The sequence below is a fragment of the Allobosea sp. TBD101 genome (assembly GCF_059817965.1).
The window spans coordinates 2,605,813-2,624,950 of sequence record NZ_CM187543.1 but is presented as its reverse complement, the minus strand read 5'-3'; the positions used below and the strand labels follow the sequence as shown (position 1 = coordinate 2,624,950).

Below are 19,138 nucleotides of genomic sequence, written 5' to 3'. Positions count from 1 at the left end.
AGACGTGCCGCCTTTATAGCCCGCCCGTTGCGTCTGTCTGCGCCTTGTTGCGCAAACCGGTTTGGGATGCTTCCCGTTCGACGCTCCGCCGCAGCGAGCGCCAGATCGCCCATGTCGCCTGGAAGCAGATGCCGGCGACGACGAGATCGAACAGGTATTCCGGCCAGCGCACCGGCGCGACGCGGGCGGCGAGCCCGACCAGCGCGAAGCCCGTGGTCGAGATCGTGTCGTTGCGGCTCGACAGCCAGGTCGCCTTGATGACCGGGTTCTCCTCGCGCCGGAAGCGCCAGAGCGCCCCAACGACGAGGAAGGCGATGACGATCGCGCTCGCCGCCGCGAAGCCGAGCGTCCAGACCTCGATCGGCCGTGGCCGGACGACCTTGTCCCAGAGATCGTAGAGCGTGTGCAGCCCGGCCACCGCCATGACCGCGCCGATCGCCACGGCCGCCAGTCGCTCGATCCGCGCATCGCGGCCGAAGACGATCGCCGCGATGCCATAGAGCGCAACGTCGTAGACCCAGTCGACGCCGTCCTTGAAGAGCTGGGCATTGCCGATGGCGAGCGCCCACGCGACGGTCGCCACCGCCTGGATCAGGATGCCGAGCGCGATGCCCCAGATGGTGAGCGTGTAAGCGCGGGCGACCGCAGGGCTCGATGCCGAGCCTTCTCCGCCTCCGTCATGATCGGGCTGATCCCGCCCACCTGCATCTTGCGCCGCTGCCGCCACCCTCACTCCTTGTCATCCCGGACAAGCCGCATCAGCGGCGCCGATCCGGGATTCATGCCGGAACAGACATCGGCAAGGCTCAGGCATGGATCCCGGGTCTACGCTGCGCTGCGCCCGGGATGACTGGCAAGGGGGCAGGCTAACGAGAGGCGTTCGTCACCCCCGTCCGACGAGCGGCGCCTTGGTCGCCATCACGGTGACGAACAGCACGTTCGCCTCGGGCGGCAGGCCGGCCATGTGCAGCACGGTCGTCGCGACATGCTCGACATCCATCACCGCCTCGACCTTGATCGTGCCGTCCGCCTGCGGCACTCCCGTCGTCATCTTGCGCGCCATTTCGGTCAGCGCGTTGCCGATATCGACCTGGCCGACGGCGATGTCGTATTTGCGCCCGTCGAGCGCGGCCGTCTTGGTCAGGCCCGAGATCGCATGCTTCGTCGCGGTATAGGCGACGGAATTCGGCCGCGGCGCATGGGCCGAGATCGAGCCGTTATTGATGATGCGCCCGCCGCGCGGCTCCTGCTCCTTCATCGCCTTGAAGGCCGCCTGCGTGCAGAGGAACGGCCCGGTCAGGTTGGTGTCGACGACCTTCTGCCAATCCTCCAGCGAGAGGTCCTCCAGCAGCACGCCGCCCGGCGCGTTGACGCCGGCATTGTTGAAGAGCACGTCGACCCGGCCGAAGGCTTCCTTCGTCCTGGCGAACAGGTTCTCGACCGAGGCCTTGTCGGTGACATCGGTCGGCACCGCGAGCGCGCGCCCCTTGTCGACGCCGGAGAGCTGGATCGTCTCCTCCAGCGCATCCGCCCGGCGGCCGGCCAGCACGGTGCGATAGCCGTCCTTCAGGAAAGCGATGGCGACCGAGCGCCCAACGCCCGAACCGGCGCCGGTGATGATCGCGACCTTGTTATGTCCCGCCATGCGTTTCCCCGTGTTTCCCTAGACCTAAATCGTTTGAGATGGCGCCCGACCATAGCGAGCGAAATCGCTCGGGGGAACCGGGGGACAGCAAGAGCTTCATGCGCTTGCCGCCCGCCGGCCCTGCCTTATCGTATTAGTCGGGAGGACGACGCGATGACCAGCCTGAACCGCCGCCATCTGCTTGCGGCCGGCGCCGCCGCGTTGGCCGGCCCGGCGCTCGCGCAGCAGCAGGGTCACGAGCATCACGGCCCGCAATACGAGCGGCTCAGCCAGCCCGGCCGGATCGGGAAACCCGAGCTCGCGGCGACGCAGAACGTCTTCGATTCGCCAGCCCCGAAAGCAGCCTCCCCCGGCCGCTGGAGCGCCAAGGCGCCGCTGCCGCTGCCGCGCTCGGAAATGGCCTGGGCGACATCCTTCGAGGACAGGATGCATGTCGTCGGCGGCTATGGCGAGCAGCGCACCGACCTGGCCTATCACCATGTCTATGACGGCAAGGCCGACAAGTGGAACGACGGCGCGCCCCTGCCCCAGGGCGCCAACCATGTCGGCGTCGCCTTCCTCGACGGCAAGCTTTTCGCCATCGGCGGCTTCCTCGAACAGAACCGCAAGCCACATCCGCGCTGCTTCACCTACGACCCGAAGGCCGATCGCTGGGCCGACATCGCGCCCCTGCCCCGTCCCGCCGGCTCGACCGCCGTGGTCGGCCTCGGCGGCGTGCTGCATGTCATCGGCGGCGCGATCGGCGAGACCACCGAGACCAAGCGCTCGATCGACTGGCATCTGGTCTACGACCCCAAGGCCGATCGCTGGAGCGAGCGCAGGCCGATGCCCACCGCCCGCGACCACACCGGCACGCTCGCCATCGGCAGCCTGATCCATGTCATCGGCGGGCGGGTCGATTCCTTCCACACCAACTCGAACCTGCACCATTCCTACGATCCGGCCGCCGACAAATGGACGATGCGCACGCCGATGCCGACGGGCCGCTCTGGCCATGGCGCCGTGCTCTATCGCGGCAAGGTCTTCGTCATGGGCGGGGAAGGCACCAACCGCGTCTTCGGCCAGATGGAGGCCTATGACCCCGCCACCGACGGTTGGGAGCAGTACGCGCCGATGCTGACGCCCCGTCACGGGCTGGGTGCCGCCCTCGTCGGCGACGCGGTCCATGTCGCAGGGGGTGGCCCGGTCATGGGCGGCGGCGTGCAGAGCGCCGTGCACGAGGCGTTCTCGCTGGGGTGAGGCCATCCAGGACTAGCTAATAGTGATTTTAGGAGCTATCAGGACCCAACCACTTATGAAAACCCTCAATATCAGGAAAAAGAATACTTGGATCGCCGCAAAGCAAATTTACACTCAACGCCAATGAGGAAATAAATCTATTATTACATGTAAATTTATATAATATTGGATCATCGATATCCACACCAGCAAGCTGCGCCTCCAGCGGCCGATTGTCAGACCCATGGATTGTAAAACAAGAATTCTGAGCCTTTAGTCGACTAAATATAAAATCAGGAACAACCGGCGATGGAAATTTACCAACGCCCTTTTTTTGTCCATTATCAAATGAATACCCTGAATAATTCAATATTATATCATTGTCTTGTGTAGGGATAACGCCCTCGCCACGCCTAACCAATTCTACTAGCGCAAACGGATTAAGAACCCAGATCGTTGAGCTATTGAGCTTCTTTGATAGCGGCATCGTTGCAAAATACAAAGCTGGAAACAGGGATTCTGACCAATCCAATAAGCGGGTCGGAACTCCAAAATGCTGCATTGCACACAGCCAATCAAAATCTGTTTTCATACTCGGAAACTCGACGCGCATTCGGCGCCGAAATTCGACGGAGACGATATTTTCATTATAGTTTGTACTGCGAAGGACCTTCGGAACTAAACCAAAATTAGCTGACCTCACCCCCCTGTACCATACTGAATCCCAGTCTTTTGTTATTTTTATAATCTGACGAAAAAGATCATCTAAAGAATCAAATTGATTTTCAGATACCGCTGGCATGTTACCCCGCATAAACCAATAGGTCGCCTCCAACTAGACGTATGTTAGGCCCGTTGTTTCTCTATTGATCGAACACCCTCACATCCGGAACACGCCGAACTTCGTCTCGGGCACCTCGGCATTAAGCGTCGCCGAGAAGGCCAGCGCCAGCACGCGCCGCGTCTCGGAGGGCAGGATGATGCCGTCGTCCCAGAGCCGCGCCGTGGCAAAGTAGGGCGACCCTTCTTCTTCGTAGCGGTTGCGGATCGGCGCCTTGAAGGCTTCCTCGTCGGCAGCCGGCCAGCTCTTGCCCTCGGACTCGATATTGTCGCGGCGTACGGTCGCGAGCACGCTCGCGGCCTGCTCTCCGCCCATCACCGAGATCCGCGAATTCGGCCAGGTGAACAGAAAGCGCGGCGAATAGGCCCGCCCGCACATGCCGTAGTTGCCGGCGCCAAACGAGCCGCCGACCAGCACGGTGATCTTCGGCACCCGCGCCGAGGCCACCGCAGTGACGAGCTTGGCGCCGTCCTTGGCGATGCCGCGCGTCTCGACATCGCGCCCGACCATGAAGCCGGTGATGTTCTGCAGGAAGAGCAGCGGAATCCGCCGCTGGCAGCACAATTCGATGAAATGCGCGCCCTTGACCGCGCTTTCCGAGAATAGGATGCCGTTATTAGCGATGATGCCGACCGGAATGCCGTGGATGCGCGCGAAACCCGTCACCAGCGTCGTGCCGTAGAGCTTCTTGAACTCGTCGAACTCCGAGCCGTCGACGAGCCGCGCGATCACCTCGCGGATGTCGTATTGCTTCTTGAGGTCGGTCGGCACCACGGCTTCCAGTTCGGCCGGATCGTAGAGCGGCTCGACCGGCTCGGCGATATCGATATCCGGCCGTTTCACGCTGTTGAGATTGCCGGCGATGCGGCGGGCGATCGCGAGCGCATGGGTATCGTCGCCGGCATAATGGTCGGCGACGCCAGAGAGGCGCGCATGCACGTCGGCACCGCCGAGATCCTCGGCCGAGACGACCTCGCCGGTCGCGGCCTTCACCAGCGGCGGGCCGCCGAGGAAGATCGTGCCCTGTTTCCGGACGATCACCGTCTCGTCCGACATCGCCGGGACATAGGCGCCGCCGGCGGTGCACGAGCCCATCACCACCGCGATCTGCGGGATGCCCTCGGCCGAAAGCGTCGCCTGGTTGTAGAAGATGCGGCCGAAATGCTCGCGGTCGGGGAAGACCTCGGTCTGGTGCGGCAGGTTCGCGCCGCCGGAATCGACGAGGTAGATGCAGGGCAAGCGATTCTCGCGCGCGATTTCCTGCGCCCGCAGATGCTTCTTCACCGTCATCGGATAGTAAGTGCCGCCTTTGATCGTCGCATCGTTGCAGACGATCATGCATTCACGCCCCGCCACGCGGCCGATGCCGGCGATCATGCCGGCGGCATGGACATCGCCCTCATACATGCCGAAGGCGGCAAGCGAGCCGATCTCGAGGAAGGCCGAGCCCGGATCGGTCAGCTGCAATACGCGCTCGCGGGGCAGCAGCTTGCCGCGCGCCGTGTGGCGTTCGCGGGACTTGGCGTTGCCGCCGAGCGCGGCGGTGGCGCGATGCTGCTGGAGTTCGCCGCGCAATCCGGCCCAGGCTTCGGCATTGGCGCGCGTCTCGGCCGAATTCAGATCGACCTTGCTCTCGATGACAGGCACGGGCGCGCTCCTCGGTAACAATCTCTGCCGAGTTTATGGCGCGCCGCGTCGAAAACGCCAACCGGCGCGGACGCACGGACGCGGCCGTGCAAATCCGCGCCGCTGGAGCGGCTCATTCCTGCATCTTGTTGATCGAACCAGTCACGGAAGGCGCAGCGACCGCACCGATCGCGCCACCGGCAATCGCACCGATCGGCCCGCCGACGAGCGCGCCAGCTCCCGCGCCGGCGGCTGCGCCGGCAATGCGCTGGTCGGTCGTGTTGCAGGCCGCGAGCAGCATGGCGAGGCTGCCCGCCAGAAAAATGCTTCGCATTGTCATCCCCATCTTCAACCCAACCCCAAGGGCGAAGATGGCGGCGCCATGGCTAACGGTTGGTAAATCAGGCCTGAACGGTCGGGCCGAACACGCACTCGAATGCCTCGCGCAGCACCGAATCGACCTCCGGCATCGTCACCGGCAGGCCGAGATCGACCAGCGAGGTCACGCCATGCTGGCTGACGCCGCAGGGCACGATCCCATCGAAATGCGTGAGGTCAGGCTCGACATTCAGCGAGATGCCGTGGAACGAGACCCAGCGCCGGACGCGGATGCCGATCGCGGCGATCTTGTCCTCGATGCCCGCGCCCTTGGTGGGCCGGCGGACCCAGACGCCGACGCGGTCCTCGCGCCGCTCGCCACGGATATTGAAATCATCGAGCGCGCCGATCAGCCAGCCTTCCAGCGCGGCGACGAAGCGGCGCAGGTCCGGCTGGCGCCGCTTCAGGTCGAGCATGACATAGGCCACGCGCTGGCCGGGGCCATGATAGGTGAACTGCCCGCCCCGCCCGGAGCGGAACACCGGGAATCGCTCCGGCGCGATCAGGTCCTCGTCGCGAGCCGAAGTACCGGCAGTATAGAGCGGCGGATGCTCGACCAGCCAGACGCGCTCGCGCGCCAGCCCGTCCGCGATCAGCCCGGCACGGGCCTCCATCTCGGCGACGGCCTCGTCATAGCCGACGAGCCCTTCGCTCACGACCCACTCGACCGGCTCGGACACCCCTTCCGGCAGGAAGGAGACGGCCAGTTCTTCACGCATCTTCACCATGGCTTAACCATGTTCCGCTCAAAGTTTCCGGGCTGGCGACACACCGGCACGGCCCTCGCAACGCCTCTTGCGCCCAAAACCGGCAGGCAGGCAAGTTTCGCTGGTCCAATTCTGAAGTAGGGTTCCGGAGGCAGGACTTGAAGGCCGATCTCAATCTCGTCCCGGTGGAACTCACAGTCGTGCTCGGCCAGACCCAGATGCCGATCTACAAGCTGCTGCGCCTCGGCCGCGGCGCCATCATCGAGCTGAACACCAGCGAGACCGACGAAGTCCAGATTCTCGCCAACAACCACCCCTTCGCCAAGGGAATCGTCGTGGTCAGCGGCGCGCGAATCTCCGTCGAGATCACCCAGATGCTCAAGCGCCCGACGATCTACACCCTGCAGACCGTCGCCGACGCCGCCTGAATCGCCCCGTCCTGGGGAAAAATCGCGCTTCTGCGCTTTTCCTTCATGACGCTCTTGTGGCGGCGGATTCGATTTGCTAGATCGGCGCCGCTCCCTGGTTGCACCGCCCGCAACCGGAACCGAGCTGCGGTCGTGGCGGAATTGGTAGACGCACTACCTTGAGGTGGTAGCGGGGAGACCCGTGGAGGTTCGAGTCCTCTCGACCGCACCAAATTCGGATGAAAGTCCAGCGAAAGGCGACCTTCGGGTCGCCTTTCGCGTTTCCGGGCGATACCAACCGCTTCGGCTCAAATCTTCAGGTTGCGCGTCAACCGCGATTCGCCTCGCCGCCAGGCCCCGGCTTCGTTCCGCCCAAGATCGGGCTGACAGATGGCAGAACTTTGGTAACGTAAACCGGCCGTCAAGCATTCCCAGCAATTCTCCGCGACATGAACGCTCGCCGCATGCCTCGCTTCCGTGCCCTGTCCCTTCTGGCCGCTGCCGCTTTCGCCGCGCTCGGCGGCTGCGTGGCGCTCGACAACTACCCGTCGAAGGGCGATGCCCGGCCGCATCCGGGCGTCGCGGCAGCGCATCAATATCCAATCCACGGCATCGATATCTCGCGTTGGCAGGGCGAGATCGACTGGAACGCCGTCAAGGCGGCCGGCACCCGCTTCGTCTACATGAAGGCGACCGAGGGCGGCGACCATGTCGATCCGACCTTCCGCCGCAACTGGGAGGGCGCGCGCCGCGCCGGCATCGCCCGCGGCGCCTACCATTTCGTCTTCTGGTGCCGCCCGGCCCATGAGCAGGCGGTCTGGTTCAAGCAGCAGATCCCGAACGATCCCGATGCCCTGCCGCCGGTGCTCGATGTCGAGTGGAACGGCCATTCGCGGACCTGCCCGCAGAAGATCGACCGCGAACTCGCCCGCGAGAAGATCGCGCTCATGCTGACCGAGCTGGAGCAGCTCACCGGCAAGAAGCCGGTGATCTATACCGACATCACGTTCCATCGCGAGGTGCTGGAGGGGCAGTTCAACAACTACCCCTACTGGATCCGCTCGACGGCGGCGTTGCCGGAAACCCGCTACAACAACCGCCCCTGGGCCTTCTGGCAGTTCACCACGACCGGCCGCGTGCCGGGCATCCGTGGCGATGTCGATCGCAACGCCTTCTTCGGCAGCGAGAGCCAGTTCGCCGGCTGGCTGCGCGGCGAATACGACATCGGCACGCGCCGCTGGGACAAGCGCGAAGGGCCGGCACAGCCGGCACCGGTCCAGCAGGCGCCGCTGCCTCCCCCTGCCGCTCCCGAGCCGCAGGAGCCGAGCGACGTGCCCATCGCGCGCATCCCCGGCAGCGTGCCCCCCGTCGCCTCGACCATGCGGGCCATCGACAACCAGGTCGAGCCCGTCGTTCTCGACTGAGCGGACGCGCCGAACCGCGCCGGTTAACCAAGGCTGAAATTCATTGTTCGACTGCGCCGCAATTCTAACCGGCGCTTAACCACGCTCCCCGCATCTGGACCTGTGATGCGGGAGAGACACATGCCAGCGCGCAAGCTGACCAGCGGACGGATCGGGCTCAAGGCCCTCGCCTTCATGGCCCTGATGATAGGTCTCGTCGAACCGGCGCAGGCGCTCTATCCGAAGAAGGGCGACAGCTCGCCCCATCACGGCGTCCGCGATGCGCGGCGCAAGGTGATCCAGGGCATCGACGTCTCCCGCTGGCAGGGCGAAATCGACTGGGCCCGGGTCAAGGATGCCGGCACGCGCTTCGCCTTCATCAAGGCGACCGAGGGCGGCGACCACCTCGATCCGAATTTCAAGCGCAATTGGGCCGAGGCGAAGAAGCACGGCGTCGCCCGCGGCGCCTATCACTTCGTCTGGTGGTGCCGCTCGGCCAAGGATCAGGTGCGCTGGATCAAGAAGCACATCCCGCGCGACCCGGACGCCCTGCCGCCGGTGCTCGATGTCGAATGGCAGAACGACTCGCAATGCACCCGCAAGATATCGAAGGAACTGGCCATGGCCAAGATCAACGAGATGCTCAAGGGCCTGCGCGAACACACTGGCAAGAAGCCGGTCATCTATACCGACATCAACTTCCACGAGGACGTGCTGGAGGGTGAGCTCAATGACCACCCGTTCTGGCTGCGTTCGACGGCGGCTCCATTGGCGAAGCGCTATGAGCGCGACCGCTGGGAGTTCTGGCAGTTCACCACCACCGGTCGCGTGCCGGGCATCACCGGCGATGTCGACCGCAACGCCTTCTTCGGCAGCGAGCGCGAATTCGAAGCCTGGCGCCAGGGCCGCTTCGACATCGGCACGCGCAAATGGCATGGCGGCGAGCCCAGGATCGCGGCGCGGGCGCCGACGCCGACGCCCACTCCGGCGGGCCTGCGTGCGCCCAGCGACGCTGGCGGCACGAAGCTGAAATTCGCCCCGCCCGGCCGCATCCCGAACGCACGCACGGCCGATAACCGCCGCGCCGACGCAACCGGCTCGATCAGGCGCGACTGAGCCACCTTTTGCCGGCTGTCATGCCGCCGTCATATCCGCGGCGCCCTTAGGCGCCGCGCTGCCGGATCGGCCCCGCAGTGTCAGCGGAAGCCCGGCATGCTCAGCGATCTCCAGTCCCAATCCGGCATCATCTGGGCCTATCGCTTCGACGCGGACGGAGCGCCCACCCGCCTCCCGCGCGACGAGATGCCGGAGCTCGCCCCGACTGAGGGCTTCGTCTGGCTTCATCTCGATCTCGTCCACACGCGGGCCCAGAGCTGGATCGCCGAGCAGGAGCTGCCGGACGCGACGCAGGAAGCCTTCCTCTCGCATGAGCCGCACCAGCGGCTCGACCATTCCGCCAATCTCGCCTGGGGCGTCTCGCACGACCTGATCCGCGACATTGCCGACAAGTCCGAGGATGTCGGCGCGCTGCGCTGGATCATCGGCGAGAAGTTCCTGCTGACCGGCCGGCGCGAGGCGCTGCACTCGATCCGCATGACCGCCGAGGCGTTGGATCGCGGCGAACCGGCCGCGAGCCCGGCCGGGCTCTTCGAGCAGATCATCGAATACATCATCGACGACGTCACCGACGCGGTGGTGCGTCTCGTCGACGAGACCGATAGCGTCGAGGACCATATCCTGCTCGACCGCCTGCATGACGGGCCGCAGCGCGTCGGCTCGATCAGGCGCACGGCGGTCCGGCTGCATCGCCAGCTCAGCGGCCTGCATGTCCTGTTCCGTCGCTTCGCCGAGACCCAGTCCGGCCGCAGCGCGCCCGATGCGGTCAAGGGCGCAGCCTCGCGATTGCTCCAGCGCGTCGACGGCCTGCATCACGATGTCCAGTCTGTACAGGACAGGGCGCGGCTGTTGCAGGACGAGATCGCGGCCCGCTCGGCCAGCCGCACCAACCGGCAGCTCTATGTGCTCTCGCTGCTGACGGCGCTCTTCCTGCCCGCGACCTTCATCACCGGCCTGTTCGGCATCAATGTGAAGGGCCTGCCCTGGGTCGAATCGGAGGCCGGCGCCTTCTTCGTGGCGCTGACCTGTCTCGCCGCCGCCCTGCTGACCCTCGTCCTGCTCCGGCGCCGGGGCGTGATCGGGAGCTAGGCATCACTCTTCGCGGCCTGCCGCTGCGCCCGCTTCTCCTCGGCCTTGGCGCCCCAGAAGATCGCAGCACGGATCAGCAGGAATTCCAGCACGAAGATCCCGGTCAACGCGCCGGCAATGAGCATCTGATCGCTGTTGCGATAGCGCGCGATGCTCGCGAATCCACCGGGCATGAAGCCCGCGATGACGAGGACGAAAACAGCCTGCAGCACGAAGGTCGCGAGCGCGCAGAGCAGCGCGACGGACCACGCACGGCCGGACGGCGGACAGGCCTGCTCGCGCTTGAACCAGATCTGGCCGGCCCACGAACCAGCGCTCCAGACCAGGATCAGGCCCAGCGCTCCCATGCTGCCCGGAGCCGCGTTGAAATAGGCCTCCAGAGCGATGACCACCACATTGAGGATGATCACCGCGACAACCAGGAAGGCGGTGTAGCGCAAGACGAGAGCGCCGTTGGAAATGGGCGATGCGATCGACGGCAGGGACATTCGGAAGCTCCAGGCAGGCATGGTCCAATCCGCCGGCTACGATGGTTGGCAACGCCGGTAAAGCCCCGAGCTCTGCACAAGGGACAGGCTCATCGGGCGGCGGACCGGTGCAAAACCGCCCACACCGCCCTCTGATCCGCTCGGCCTGACACCGGCATTCCCGACCTGTAAGCTCGCGACAAAGCGGCCCCGTTCGGGCTGCACAAAGCTATTCGAGCCGGGAGGACATCATGCTCGCCAACGCGCCGCGCCCGTTCAATTTCGACCTCGGCGAGACCGCCGACGCGATCCGCGACACCGTCCATGCCTTCGCGCAGGAGAAGATCGCGCCGCGCGCCGAGGAGATCGACAAGACCAATCAGTTCCCGCGCGATCTCTGGCCGGAAATGGGCGCGCTCGGCCTGCACGGCATGACGGTCGATGAGGAGCATGGCGGCACGGGCTTGGGCTATCTTGAGCATTGCATCGCGGTCGAGGAGGTCTCTCGCGCCTCCGCCTCCGTCGGCCTCTCCTACGGCGCCCACTCGAATCTCTGCGTCAACCAGATCAGCCGCAACGGCAACGAGGCGCAGAAGCGCAGATACCTGCCGAAGCTGATCTCGGGCGAACATGTCGGCGCGCTCGCCATGTCCGAGCCGGGCTCGGGCTCCGACGTCGTCTCGATGCGGACCCGCGCCGACAAGAAGGGCGACCGCTACGTCCTCAACGGCAACAAGATGTGGATCACCAACGGCCCGATCGCCGAGACGCTGGTCGTCTACGCCAAGACCGATCCCGAGGCCGGCCCGCGCGGCATCACAGCCTTCCTGATCGAGAAGGGCATGAAGGGTTTCTCGACCCACCAGAAGCTCGACAAGCTCGGCATGCGCGGCTCGGATACCTGCGAGCTCGTCTTCCAGGATTGCGAGGTGCCGGAGGAGAACGTGCTCGGCACGGTCGGGCGCGGCGTCAACGTGCTGATGTCGGGCCTCGACTATGAGCGCGTCGTGCTGGCGGCAGGCCCCCTCGGCATCATGCAGGCGGCGCTCGATGTGGTCATGCCCTATGTCCATGAGCGCAAGCAGTTCGGCCAGTCGATCGGCGAGTTCCAGCTCGTCCAGGGCAAGGTCGCCGATATGTATGTCGCGATGAATTCCTGCCGCGCCTATGTCTATGCCGTCGCCAAGGCCTGCGACCGCGGCGAGACCACCCGCGAGGACGCGGCCGGCGCCATCCTGATCGCGGCCGAGAAGGCGACGCAGGTCGCGCTCGATGCGATCCAGCTCCTCGGCGGCAACGGCTATATCAACGATTACCCGACCGGCCGCCTGCTGCGCGACGCCAAGCTCTACGAGATCGGCGCCGGGACGAGCGAGATCCGCCGGATGCTGATCGGGCGGGAACTGTTCAACAAGACGAAGTGAGAAGCTCCGCCGTCATGCTCGCCCTTGTGGCGAGCATCCACGTCTTGACCCCGCCCCTCGAAAGGCGAAGACGTGGATGGTCGGGACAAGCCCGACCATGACGGAAAGCGCGCAGTCGAAACGATGCCTCTCTACTTCGCCTATGGCCTCAACATGGACCCGGACGGGATGGCGCAGCGCTGCCCGAAGGCGCAGCCGCTCGGCCCGGCCCGCCTGCCCCGCCATCGCTTCATCGTCACCCGCGACGGCTATGCCTCGGTGATCCGCGATCCCCGCGAGGAGGTCCATGGCGTGCTCTGGGACTGCTCGCTCAGCGACATGCGCGTCCTCGACAAGTTCGAGGAGCTGGCCAGCGGGCTCTATGTGAAGATCAGCCAGCCGGTGATCGTGCCGGGCGGAGCCAAGCGCGCGCTGATCTATATCGGCCGCTCGGCCGATCCGGGGCGGCCGCGCCCAGGCTACATGGAAGCGGTCATCGCCGGGGCGAAACACTACGGCCTGCCAGAGACTTACGTCGCCGGCTTGAATCGTTTTCTGACCAAGCCGAATCTCGATCTGAAGGGCTTGAATCAGGATGCGAGCGCGCCGCTCCCCCCCGGCCCGGTGAAGGGCGTGCGGCCAAGGGCGCTGGCGCCGAAATAAACCCCAACGAAAAGGGCCGCTTGCGCGGCCCTTTCCTTGTTCGGAGACACCGGCGGCGGTTACGCCGCCAGCCCCTTGGCCAGCTCGCTGACCTGCTTCTCGAACAGCGCGCGATAGGCGCCGTCCGGGCGGGTCAGCAGGGCCTCGTGTGGCCCCTCCTCGATCACCCGGCCGCGATCGAAGACCAGGATGCGGTCCATGGCCCTGACCGTCGAGAGGCGGTGCGCGATCACGATCGTGGTGCGGCCTTCCATCAGGCGCTCGATCGCCTGCTGGATCAGCGCCTCCGATTCCGAATCGAGGCTGGACGTCGCCTCGTCCAGGATCAGGATCGGCGCATCGGCCAGGAAGGCGCGGGCCAGCGCGACACGCTGACGCTCGCCACCCGAGAGCTTGATGCCGCGCTCGCCGACGAGCGTCGCGTAGCCCTTGGGCAGGCGCATGATGAACTCATGCGCGTTGGCGAGCTTCGCCGCCTGCTCGACCTGCGCCAGGCTCGCGCCCGGCCGGCCATAGGCGATGTTGTCCGCCAGCGAGCGGTGGAACAGCACCGGCTCCTGCTGCACGATCGCGATCTGCTGGCGCAGCGACGCCTGCGTGACATCGGCGATATCCTGCCCGTCGATCGCGATCCGGCCCCCGGTGACGTCGTAGAGCCGCTGCACCAGCTTGACGAAGGTCGTCTTGCCGGAGCCCGAGCGGCCGACGAGGCCGACCTTCTCGCCGCCACGGATGGTCAGCGAGAAATCGCGGTAGAGCGGATCGTGATGCCCACCGTAATGGAAGGTCACGTCCTCGAAGGCGATCTCGCCCGCGGTCACGCCCATATCCACCGCACCCTTCCGGTCCGGCACGCCATAGGGAAGATCGTGCATCCAGACGAGCTCCTCCATGTCGTTGACCGAGCGCTGCAGGTTGTGGACGTGCTGGCCGACATCGCGCAGATAGCCATGCACCACCGCATAGGCCGTCAGCACGAAGGCGACGTCGCCGGGCGAGGCTTGCCCGTTCGCCCAGAGCCAGATCACGAGACCGATCACCGCCGCGCGCAGGAAGAGCAGCACGATGTTCTGGCCGGTGCCCGACCAGGTTCCGCGAATCCAGGCGCGCCGCGTCCTGCGGCTCCACTTGGAGACGACCGTCGCCAGCCGCAGGTCCTCGCGGGCCTCGCCGCCATAGGCCTTCACCACCGGGTTGCAGGTGATGGCATCGGCCAGCGAACCGCCCAGACGCGTGTCCCAGGCGTTGCCGAGCCGCGCCGCCGGCGCGACGAAGCGCAGCGACAGCGCCAGCGTCAGCCCGATATAGGCCAACGCGCCGAGCGCCACGACGAGCCCCATCGTCGGCCAGTGCCAGGCCAGCACCGCCGTCATGCCGAGCAGGATGACCAGCGACGGCAGGAGCGCGATCAGAACGGTGTCGGTCAGCAGATCGAGTGCCCACATGCCGCGCGTGATCTTGCGCACCGTCGAGCCCGCGAAATTGTTCGCGTGCCAGTCGGTCGAGAAGCGCTGCAGGCGCGCGAAGGCCTCCTGCGAGACGTCGCTCATCGTGCGCAGCGTCATCGTGGTGATGCCGGTGAAGGCGAAATGCCGCCCGACCACCATGATGGCGGCGAGCACCATCATCGCGCCGAGCGCCCAGAGCGCCGCCTCCGCGCCTCCGGCGCTGGCACCGCCCGCCACCGCATCGACGAGGCGGCCGGCATAGACCGGCGTGAACAACTCGGCGAGCGTCGCGACGATGGTGACGCCGGCCACCCAGGCGACCTGCCCGGGCTGGCGTGCCCAATGCTTGAAAGTGAAGCCGAGAACGGCCCGGAACGGCTCGCGCCGCCCGGTTTGAGTATCATGAGACATAGCGTCATTCGGCGCCAGGACGGCAGCCGACTCCGAATCAGGCGAAGACGACGACGCGCGCCGGCTTCGGCAATGAAAGAAACTGGTTTGAAAAAAGGCTCAGGAGACTGCCCCGGGGGCGGGCCTCGTGCGAGACCGACCTAGTGCCGGGTTGGTCGCATGGGAGTGGCTGCGGTGTTGATGAATTTCATTCAGCCCTCCCTTTCTTGAGTTGGAGCCAAGGCGAAGGAAGGTGCCTGATTGTTGGGCAGCGCGCAAGCCCGCCTCCCATGCAATGACTGCACGAGGCGTCTTCGCTCAATTCAAGGCGGAGTAGCGCGTCGGCTTACCAGAACAGCGCCACCAGACGCGCCGCGATCACCAGCAGGAAGGCCGCGATGATCGTGCCCAGCACCTGCTGGCGCTTGGCGTGGTTGGGCCATCGCCGCGCGAGCAACCTGCCCAGCGGCTTGCGGAAAACGAAGGCCGCGACCAGCAGAACGATGACGTAGTGGGACAAGGTCTAGGCCTCAGGCCTTTTTGTCGGCCGGGGCCGTATCGACCGGCGCACCGGCCTTCTTCCAGGCGCCGAAGCCGCCGGCCACATGCGCGACCGGCTTCAGGCCCATCTCCTGCGCGGCCTGCGCAGCCAATGCCGAGCGCCAGCCACCACCGCAGAAGAAGACGAAGCGCTTGTCCTGCTGGAAGACCGGCTTGGCATAGGGGCTTTCCGGGTCGATCCAGAACTCCAGCATGCCGCGCGGGCAATGGAAGGCACCGGGCATCCGCCCTTCCCGCTCCAGCTCGCGCGGATCGCGCAGATCGACGAAGACCACGGCATCACTTCCGTGCAGCGCCTGTGCCTCCGCGACCGACAGCGTCTCGATCCGGCTTTCGGCCTCCGCGACCAGCGTCTTGTAGCCCTTGGTGATGGTCTGCGGCACGATCATGCCCTCCCCGATTCCGGCCGCACCGTGACGGCTCGCCGCTACAGCGTCAATGCCGCCCGGCTTGTCGCCCGCGCGGCTTCGTCACAAGCTGCTTGCCTCTCCGGCTCCCGAAATGGCAGAGCGGCAGCATGCTCGGTTTCAGCAATCTGGACGTCATCGCGCTCGCGTTCTTCGCGATCTCATGGGTCGGCTATCACTATGCAGTCGAGCTCGGGCCGCATGCCGCCCGAACGCTCAACATGCGGATGAACCTGCGCCGCGCCCGCTGGATCAACGAGGCGGCGGGCCGCGAGGTGCGGATCGTCGACACGCAGGTGATGGGCGGACTGCAGAACGGCACCGCCTTCTTCGCCTCGACCTCGCTGATCGCGATCGGCGGCACGCTCACTCTCCTGAACTCGACCGAGCGCGTGGTCGCGATCTTCAGCGACCTGCCTTTCGTGCCCGTGACGCTGCGCTCGGTCTGGGAGATGAAGGTGATCGGCCTCACCGGCGTCTTCGGCTACGCCTTCTTCAAGTTCGCCTGGGCTTACCGGCTGTTCAACTACTGCGTCATCCTGCTCGGTGCCCTGCCGCCCTTCGACAGCAAGGACGCGAAGGCGATGGCCCATGCGGTCCATGAGACCGTGGAGATGAACATTGCCGCCGGCCGGCATTTCAACCGCGGCCAGCGCGCCTTCTTCTTCGCGCTCGCCTATCTCGGCTGGTTTCTCGGCCCGGTCACCTTCATCGGCTTCACCGCTGCGGTGCTGGTCGCGATGTATCGCCGCCAGTTCGCCTCCGACGCCGCCCGCGTCTTCAAATATCCGAGCCAGCCATGAGCATCGAACCCGAAGCGATCGAGAGCGCGATCCTCGACCTGCTCGCCCAGCGCGAAGCGGGTCTGACGATCTCGCCGATGGATGTCGCCCGCCGCCTCGGCGGCGACCATCCCGACGGCTGGGGGCCGTTGATGCAGCCCGTGCGCCGGGCTGCCGTGAAGCTGATGAAGGAAGGCCGGCTGGTCATCACTCGCAAGGGCCGCCCGGTCGACCCCGACGATTTTCGTGGCGTCTATCGGTTGGTGCTACCGGTTATGTCTTGAGACCGACCCGATTTTCCGCGGAAACACGCGGGTCATCCCGGGCTTGACCCGGGATCCATTCCGGAACGCTTCCGATCAAGGTTCAGGCATGGATCCCGGATCTTCGCTTCGCTACGTCCGGGATGATCTGTGTTTCCCAAGGAGGGCGATTGGCTCTGACTTACGGCGCCGGGAAGAGTTCGTCCGTATAGCCCGCGAGCCGATACGCCACGAGGCCGACCCACTCCTTGAAGCCGTTATCGGCGATTTCGAGCCCGCGGGGTGCCCGGCTGTACGGCCGGATGAAATCGTCGGGCTCGCCGCTTGTCCAGTAATCGACCGGGAAGGCCTCGACCGCGAACCCGGCCTTGCGGAACACACCGATCGAGCGCGGCATATGCCAGGCCGAAGTCACCAGGAGCCAGCGCTCGCCGGGCTTGGGGTCGACGAGCCTGCGGGTGAAGGCGGCGTTCTCGCGCGTGTTGCGTGACTTGTCCTCCAGGATGAGCCGGGCGGGCTCGAGCCCCAGCCCCTCGAACAGCAGCTTGGCGCCATCCGCTTCGGTCACGGTCGTTTCCGAGATCAGGTTGGCCGCGCCGCCCGTGAAGACGATCTTGGCCTGCGGATGCAGCCGCGCCAGTTCCACCGCCTTGGTCATGCGCGCCGCCGAGGAATTCATCGCGACATCGCCGCGTGCGACGCCGACGGCCCCCCCGAGCACGACGATCCCGGTCACCGGGCCTTTGCGGGCATCCTGCTGCGGGAAGCGATCCTCCAGTGGCCGCAGCACGATGCGCGGCAGCGGGCTGAAGGCCATGAGCCCGAGCGCGATCAGCGAGATCAATCCGACCCAGCGCGCCGGGCGGGCAAGGCGCGTGAAGGCCAGCAGCCCTGAAAGCCCGGCAAGCAGGATCGCGAAATTCACCGGCGACAGGACGAACCAGACGACCTTTGAGAGAACGAAGAACATCGCGCGGCCGGACTGAGGACAGATCACTCAAATTCTATCGGCAAATACTGACGGCTTTCTGAACCGGGATACCCTGAAACTACGCTCGGGAATGGCGAGTGCTGTCAGCGAATGATCTGCGGCGGCGATTGCGGGCGCCGCCCGCCGGTCTGCGGCAGGGCTTTCGCGAGCTCGATCGCCCGGCCGGCGACCTCGCGCAATTCACAGCCCGCCTGCCGCCCGGCTTGCAGCGCCTCACGCTGGGTCGCGCCATAGAAGGCGCATTTCTGCGTGACATAGCTCTCCCAGGCGAGTTGCAACGCCGCGAGCCGGCTGCGCTGGCCGGCATCGAGGGCGCGTCCCGTGACTTGCAGCGCGAGCGTCAGGCGCTCGCGCCACGCCGCCTCCTCGCGCCGGGCACAGGCGGCTTCAGCCCCGCGCGGATCGTTGCTGGCGGCCCGTACGCAGACCACTGCCACCGCGCCGATACAGGCCGAAGGCGAGGACCCGCTGTCGCGCAGACAGCCGGAGAGCGCCGCGAGATCGGTCCGTAGCGTCGGTGACGTTTGTGCCACCGCAGGCGCGGTCGCAGCGAGGCTGCACAGGAGCAGGATCGTCCGAAAGGCGCTCATCCCGCTATCATGCCAGCGACTGCGCCCGGATCAAGCGGGGCGTTGCGATCTCACGCGATCGGCAACGGCAGCGCGGCCTGCGCTGCCGGCCGGGCGAAGAGCGTTTCATACCAGCGCTGGACACGAGGCCTCGCGATCCGCTCCACCGGCATGTTGAGCCAGCGATGCACACCGCAGCCCACCGCGATATCCGCCATGCCGAAGCGCTCGCCGGCCAGGAAGGGCCGATCCGCCAATTGCGCCTCGAGGATCGCCATCAGCACCTCGGCACGGGCCACGCCGTCGGCGATCACCTTTGGCTCGGTGAAGGCCGGCACCTTGCGCACCACGCCCCAGAGCACTGGTGCCAATGCCGGCTGCAACTCGGACTGCATCCAGTCGATCCAGCGATCGGCCAGGACGCGCCGGGCGGGATCCTCCTCCCAGAGCACACCCGAGGCATAGCGGGCCGCGAGATAGCGCAGGATGCTGCTCGACTCCCATAGGACGAGCTCACCGTCGCGCAGCACCGGAATCTGGCGGTTCGGGTTCATTGCCGCGAATTCGAGGGTGTCGAGCCCACCGAAAGGCCCGCCGACATCGATGCGCTCGAAAGCCTGTCCGACCTCGCCCGCGGCCCAGACCACCTTCTGGACGTTGATCGAGCTCAACCGGCCCCAGATCGTCAGCATGAAACCCTCCGGACCGTCATGCTCGCCCTTGTGGCGAGCATCCACGTCTTGAACACAACTTTGATGAGCAAA

At 65.8% G+C, this 19,138-nt stretch carries 21 protein-coding genes, 1 tRNA gene and 1 pseudogene; 10 read left to right on the top strand and 13 right to left on the bottom strand.

Annotated elements, in window-relative coordinates; genetic code table 11:
* Window positions 1–13: 13 nt before the first annotated feature.
* Together AC6RIC_RS12850 and AC6RIC_RS12845 are read right to left on the bottom strand one after the other, a co-directional pair.
* Window positions 14–727, bottom strand: a complete 714-nt coding sequence (locus AC6RIC_RS12850; RefSeq protein WP_499736428.1) for a cation efflux transmembrane domain-containing protein — start codon at window positions 725–727, stop codon at window positions 14–16.
* 156 nt (window positions 728–883) lie between these two features.
* Window positions 884–1,645 (bottom strand): SDR family oxidoreductase, encoded by a 762-nt coding sequence (locus AC6RIC_RS12845; RefSeq protein ID WP_499736427.1) that lies wholly within the window; start codon window positions 1,643–1,645, stop codon window positions 884–886.
* Between the two features lie 153 nt (window positions 1,646–1,798).
* Between AC6RIC_RS12845 and AC6RIC_RS12840 the strand changes: the two genes are divergently transcribed.
* Window positions 1,799–2,884 (top strand): Kelch repeat-containing protein, encoded by a 1,086-nt coding sequence (locus AC6RIC_RS12840; RefSeq protein WP_499736426.1) that lies wholly within the window; start codon window positions 1,799–1,801, stop codon window positions 2,882–2,884.
* A 28-nt stretch (window positions 2,885–2,912) separates the two neighbouring features.
* On the opposite strand, the gene AC6RIC_RS12835 is transcribed toward AC6RIC_RS12840, so the two are convergent.
* The 4 genes from AC6RIC_RS12835 to lipB all read right to left on the bottom strand — a co-directional run bounded on the left by AC6RIC_RS12835 (window position 2,913) and on the right by lipB (window position 6,436).
* The gene (locus AC6RIC_RS12835; protein ID WP_499736425.1) at window positions 2,913–3,698 is read right to left on the bottom strand and encodes an FRG domain-containing protein; all 786 of its coding nucleotides are present in this window, start codon (window positions 3,696–3,698) and stop codon (window positions 2,913–2,915) included.
* 45 nt (window positions 3,699–3,743) lie between these two features.
* Window positions 3,744–5,351 (bottom strand): carboxyl transferase domain-containing protein, encoded by a 1,608-nt coding sequence (locus AC6RIC_RS12830; protein WP_499736424.1) that lies wholly within the window; start codon window positions 5,349–5,351, stop codon window positions 3,744–3,746.
* 112 nt (window positions 5,352–5,463) lie between these two features.
* A complete protein-coding gene (locus AC6RIC_RS12825; RefSeq protein ID WP_499736423.1) occupies window positions 5,464–5,670 on the bottom strand; it encodes a hypothetical protein in 207 nt (68 codons plus the stop codon).
* Window positions 5,671–5,731: 61 nt separating this feature from the next.
* Complete coding sequence (gene lipB, locus AC6RIC_RS12820) at window positions 5,732–6,436, bottom strand: lipoyl(octanoyl) transferase LipB (RefSeq protein WP_499736422.1); 705 nt, start codon at window positions 6,434–6,436, stop codon at window positions 5,732–5,734.
* A 137-nt stretch (window positions 6,437–6,573) separates the two neighbouring features.
* On the opposite strand from lipB, the gene AC6RIC_RS12815 reads away from it, so the two are divergent.
* The 5 genes and pseudogenes from AC6RIC_RS12815 (at window position 6,574) to AC6RIC_RS12795 (ending at window position 10,430) form a co-directional block, all read left to right on the top strand.
* Window positions 6,574–6,843 (top strand): FliM/FliN family flagellar motor switch protein, encoded by a 270-nt coding sequence (locus AC6RIC_RS12815; RefSeq protein ID WP_499736421.1) that lies wholly within the window; start codon window positions 6,574–6,576, stop codon window positions 6,841–6,843.
* A 126-nt stretch (window positions 6,844–6,969) separates the two neighbouring features.
* Window positions 6,970–7,054, top strand: a tRNA-Leu gene (locus AC6RIC_RS12810).
* A 217-nt stretch (window positions 7,055–7,271) separates the two neighbouring features.
* A pseudogene (locus AC6RIC_RS12805) lies at window positions 7,272–8,045 on the top strand (glycoside hydrolase family 25 protein); the annotation flags it as partial.
* Between the two features lie 321 nt (window positions 8,046–8,366).
* Complete coding sequence (locus AC6RIC_RS12800; RefSeq protein ID WP_499736420.1) at window positions 8,367–9,341, top strand: glycoside hydrolase family 25 protein; 975 nt, start codon at window positions 8,367–8,369, stop codon at window positions 9,339–9,341.
* Between the two features lie 96 nt (window positions 9,342–9,437).
* Window positions 9,438–10,430 (top strand): CorA family divalent cation transporter, encoded by a 993-nt coding sequence (locus AC6RIC_RS12795; RefSeq protein WP_499736419.1) that lies wholly within the window; start codon window positions 9,438–9,440, stop codon window positions 10,428–10,430.
* Here AC6RIC_RS12795 and AC6RIC_RS12790 read toward each other — a convergent pair.
* On the bottom strand, window positions 10,427–10,918 hold the full coding sequence (locus tag AC6RIC_RS12790) for an ABZJ_00895 family protein (protein WP_499736418.1): 492 nt from the start codon (window positions 10,916–10,918) through the stop codon (window positions 10,427–10,429). The two genes, AC6RIC_RS12795 and AC6RIC_RS12790, sit on opposite strands and share 4 nt — an antisense overlap.
* A 230-nt stretch (window positions 10,919–11,148) precedes the next feature.
* Between AC6RIC_RS12790 and AC6RIC_RS12785 the strand changes: the two genes are divergently transcribed.
* Complete coding sequence (locus tag AC6RIC_RS12785) at window positions 11,149–12,321, top strand: isovaleryl-CoA dehydrogenase (RefSeq protein ID WP_499736417.1); 1,173 nt, start codon at window positions 11,149–11,151, stop codon at window positions 12,319–12,321.
* 123 nt (window positions 12,322–12,444) lie between these two features.
* Entirely contained in the window at window positions 12,445–12,963 is a 519-nt protein-coding gene (locus AC6RIC_RS12780) for a gamma-glutamylcyclotransferase family protein (protein WP_454656624.1), read from the top strand.
* A gap of 59 nt (window positions 12,964–13,022) precedes the next feature.
* On the opposite strand, the gene AC6RIC_RS12775 is transcribed toward AC6RIC_RS12780, so the two are convergent.
* The 3 genes from AC6RIC_RS12775 to AC6RIC_RS12765 all read right to left on the bottom strand — a co-directional run bounded on the left by AC6RIC_RS12775 (window position 13,023) and on the right by AC6RIC_RS12765 (window position 15,745).
* Window positions 13,023–14,822, bottom strand: coding sequence for an ABC transporter ATP-binding protein (locus tag AC6RIC_RS12775; RefSeq protein WP_499736416.1), 1,800 nt, complete (start codon window positions 14,820–14,822; stop codon window positions 13,023–13,025).
* 325 nt (window positions 14,823–15,147) lie between these two features.
* The gene (locus AC6RIC_RS12770) at window positions 15,148–15,321 is read right to left on the bottom strand and encodes a hypothetical protein (protein ID WP_291657084.1); all 174 of its coding nucleotides are present in this window, start codon (window positions 15,319–15,321) and stop codon (window positions 15,148–15,150) included.
* A gap of 10 nt (window positions 15,322–15,331) precedes the next feature.
* Window positions 15,332–15,745, bottom strand: coding sequence for a rhodanese-like domain-containing protein (locus AC6RIC_RS12765; protein ID WP_499736590.1), 414 nt, complete (start codon window positions 15,743–15,745; stop codon window positions 15,332–15,334).
* A 134-nt stretch (window positions 15,746–15,879) separates the two neighbouring features.
* On the opposite strand from AC6RIC_RS12765, the gene AC6RIC_RS12760 reads away from it, so the two are divergent.
* Window positions 15,880–16,572, top strand: coding sequence for a DUF599 domain-containing protein (locus AC6RIC_RS12760; protein ID WP_454656622.1), 693 nt, complete (start codon window positions 15,880–15,882; stop codon window positions 16,570–16,572).
* Window positions 16,569–16,835: a DUF3253 domain-containing protein gene (locus AC6RIC_RS12755; protein ID WP_454656621.1), complete on the top strand. Its 267-nt coding sequence runs from the start codon at window positions 16,569–16,571 to the stop codon at window positions 16,833–16,835. The genes AC6RIC_RS12760 and AC6RIC_RS12755 overlap by 4 nt, the downstream gene beginning before the upstream one ends.
* A 160-nt stretch (window positions 16,836–16,995) precedes the next feature.
* Here the strand turns inward: AC6RIC_RS12755 and AC6RIC_RS12750 are convergent, their stop codons facing one another.
* The 3 genes from AC6RIC_RS12750 to AC6RIC_RS12740 form a co-directional block, all read right to left on the bottom strand.
* The gene (locus tag AC6RIC_RS12750; RefSeq protein WP_499736415.1) at window positions 16,996–17,811 is read right to left on the bottom strand and encodes a YdcF family protein; all 816 of its coding nucleotides are present in this window, start codon (window positions 17,809–17,811) and stop codon (window positions 16,996–16,998) included.
* Window positions 17,812–17,888: 77 nt separating this feature from the next.
* Window positions 17,889–18,395 carry a lysozyme inhibitor LprI family protein gene (locus AC6RIC_RS12745; RefSeq protein WP_499736414.1) on the bottom strand — a complete coding sequence of 169 codons (507 nt, stop codon included), beginning with the start codon at window positions 18,393–18,395 and terminating at the stop codon, window positions 17,889–17,891.
* Window positions 18,396–18,445: 50 nt separating this feature from the next.
* A complete protein-coding gene (locus AC6RIC_RS12740; protein ID WP_499736413.1) occupies window positions 18,446–19,066 on the bottom strand; it encodes a glutathione S-transferase family protein in 621 nt (206 codons plus the stop codon).
* Window positions 19,067–19,138: the final 72 nt, after the last annotated feature.